The organism is Kitasatospora putterlickiae, from assembly GCF_039527695.1.
Classification (GTDB): domain Bacteria; phylum Actinomycetota; class Actinomycetes; order Streptomycetales; family Streptomycetaceae; genus Kitasatospora; species Kitasatospora putterlickiae.
Genome location: NZ_BAAAKJ010000434.1, coordinates 4,982 through 7,725, shown reverse-complemented (window position 1 = coordinate 7,725; position 2,744 = coordinate 4,982). Strand labels below are relative to the sequence as shown.

Here is a 2,744-nt window from a genome sequence, read left to right as displayed (position 1 = left end):
GCCGGCGGCGACGACTTCGTCCTGGCCGACCCGTTCCACGGCGGCCGGCTGCTCGACCTCGACGACGTGGCCCGGCTGGTGCGCGCCGGCGGGCACGAGTTCACGCCCGAGCTGCTCACGCCCGCGCAGCCGCTGGACGTCGTGCTGCGGGTGCTCGGCAACATCCGGGCCTGGGCCGCCGACCGCCCCGAGCACGCCCGCACCCAGCTGTGGGCCACCGAACTCGCCCTGCTGCTCCCCCGCCACCCCGCCCAGCTCCGCCTCGAACGCGCCGAGCTGCTGGTGCGCACCGGCGACTTCCTGGGCGGCGCGCGGGAGATGGACGAGTACGCCGGGATCCTGGACGCCTTCGACCCGGACGCCGCCACCAAGGTCCGCCAGGAGGCCCGGGCCGCCCGCCACCGGCTGAACTGAGGCGGACCGTCGCAGGCGGCGCCAGGCCCGTTCACCCACCCCGCCCCGTGGCGGCACGGGCCCTTGAGTCTCCCCCGGGGGGAGACGGCAGGCTGAGGCCATGCGGGACGACGGACTCCACAGCACCCTGTACTCCATCGGCGAACTGGCCCGGCGCACCGGGCTGACGGTGAAGGCCGTCCGGTTCTACGCCGACACCGGGCTCGTCCCGCCCACCAGCCGCACGGCGGCCGGCTACCGCCGCTTCGACGTGCACGCGGCGGCCCGGCTCGACCTGGTCCGCACCCTGCGGGAACTGGGCCTCGACCTGGCCACGGTGCGGCGGGTGCTGGACCGTTCCGCCCCGCTGCGCGAGGTGGCGGCCGCGCACGCCGACGCGCTGGACGTGCAGATCCGCACGCTCCGGCTGCGCCGGACGGTGCTGCGGGCGATCGCCGAACGCGGTTCCACGACCGAGGAGATGAGAAGGATGCACCAGCTCGCGACACTGTCCGACGCCGAACGCCGACGACTGATCCACGACTTCATCGACGCCGCGTTCGGCGGCCTGGACGCCAACCCGGAGTTCGTCGCGATGATGCGCTCCGCGATGCCGGGGCTGCCGGACGAGCCGACCGCCGAACAGATCGACGCCTGGGTGGAGTTGGGCGAGCTGGTGCAGGACGAGGACTTCCGCGCCGCGGTCCGCCGGATGGCCGGGCACCAGGCGGCCGAGCGGGCCGCGGGCGATGACACCGGCCTGCACATCGCGCTCTCCGAGACCGTCCGCGACACCGTGACCGCCGCCATCGCCGCGGGCGTCGCCCCCGGCTCACCGGCCGCCCGCCCCGTCCTGGACCCGCTCACCGCCGCCTACGCCGCCACCTTCGGCCGGCCGGACGACGCCGCCCTGCGGGCCTGGATCCTCGACCGCGTCGAGACCGCCAACGACGCCCGGGCCGAGCGCTACTGGCACCTCCTGGCCACCGTCAACGGCTGGCCGGTCCCGGAGAGCCTGCGCGAGGTCTTCGCCTGGTTCACCGCCGCCCTGCGGGCCTCGCTGGAGTAAGAAGTCGGACCGGCCGACTTCCCACTCCGGCGAGGCCATAACCCGGTTGCGCCCGCCCGGCTTTCGGGATGGCATGCGGGGAGCAGCGGATCGGGAGGAGACCGGGGATGGGCGTGGAGTGGCGGGAGGTGCCCGCGGACGGTGAGCCGGGGGCGGTCCTGGCGGTGGTGCGGCGGTGCCTCGCGGTGGACGGCGGGCTGCCGGTGACGGGGGAACCGTCCTTCGTCGACCAGCGGTACCGCGCCCCGGGGGCCGTCCGGATCGGGGCCTACGCACAGGGGCGGCTGGTGGCCTGCGGGGCGGCGCGGCCCGCCGCCGGCCGGTGGTCGCTGGTGGGCGCGGTGGATCCGGACTTCCGGGGGCGGGGGCTCGGCGGGGAGCTGCTGGACCGGCTGCTGGCGGCGGCCGGGGCCGTCGTCCAGGTGCAGACGGAGGCGCTGACGCCCGCCGCCGAGGAACTGTTCCACTCGCGCGGGCTGCGGCAGGTGTTCGCGGAGGACGTGTTCCGGCTGGGGTCCGGGGCGCCGCTGGAGCGGGTCGCCCTGCCGGACGGGGTGCGGGTGGCGGAGTGGGGCGAGGAGACCCGGGGGGCGTTCTACGCGGCGTACGACGCGTCGTTCGCGGACCGGCCGGGGTTTCCCGGTCTGACGCTGGAGCAGTGGGTGGACTGGCTGGTCGAGGACGACTTCCGGCCCACCGCCTCGCTGGTGGCGCGGGACGCCGACGGCACGCCGGTCGGCTTCGTGGTGTGCGCCGAGGGGTTCCTGGTCCAGCTCGGGACGGCGCCCGGGTGGCGGCGGCGCGGGCTCGGCCGGGCACTCGCGGCGGCGGCGCTGGAGCGGCTGCGGGCGGCCGGGGACGCGGAGGTGTTCCTGGACGTGAACGTGGACAACCCGGCCTCGGCGGCGCTGTTCCGGGGCCTGGGGTTCACCGGGGCCGGCCGGCGGGCGCGGTTCGCCCATCCGTAGGCGCCGCGCCGGGGCCGCCGGCCTCGGTGAAGGCGGCGCACGGGATCAGGGAGAGGAGCAGCACGAGGAGCACCACCACGACAGGCTTCGGCATGCCCGTCATGCTGCCCGCCGGACCGGAGGGGCGGCGGAGCGGCGGGGCGCGCGGCCGACGAGTTCCTCCGCCCGGACCAGCAGTTCAGGGGGTGCGCGGATTCGCCCGGCGCGGGGCCGTCGTCGGTCGCGCAGTCCCGCCCGGTCCGGGTGCGGCGGCGGTGCCCGCGCCGCGCAGCCGCAGCCCGAGGCCGTCCGGGTTGGCGACCACGCAGCCCTTC

The 2,744-nt window shown here is 76.7% G+C and carries 3 protein-coding genes; all 3 read left to right on the top strand.

Annotation, left to right across the window (positions count from 1 at the left end; all coding sequences use genetic code 11):
- On the top strand, positions 1-414 hold a 414-nt coding region (locus ABD308_RS35600; RefSeq protein WP_344344207.1), incomplete at its 5' end, for a transglutaminase family protein.
- A 100-nt stretch (positions 415-514) separates the two neighbouring features.
- Complete coding sequence (locus ABD308_RS35595; protein WP_344344205.1) at positions 515-1,462, top strand: MerR family transcriptional regulator; 948 nt, start codon at positions 515-517, stop codon at positions 1,460-1,462.
- 107 nt (positions 1,463-1,569) lie between these two features.
- Positions 1,570-2,430, top strand: a complete 861-nt coding sequence (locus ABD308_RS35590) for a GNAT family N-acetyltransferase (RefSeq protein WP_344344203.1) — start codon at positions 1,570-1,572, stop codon at positions 2,428-2,430.
- The last annotated feature ends 314 nt before the right edge of the window (positions 2,431-2,744 follow it).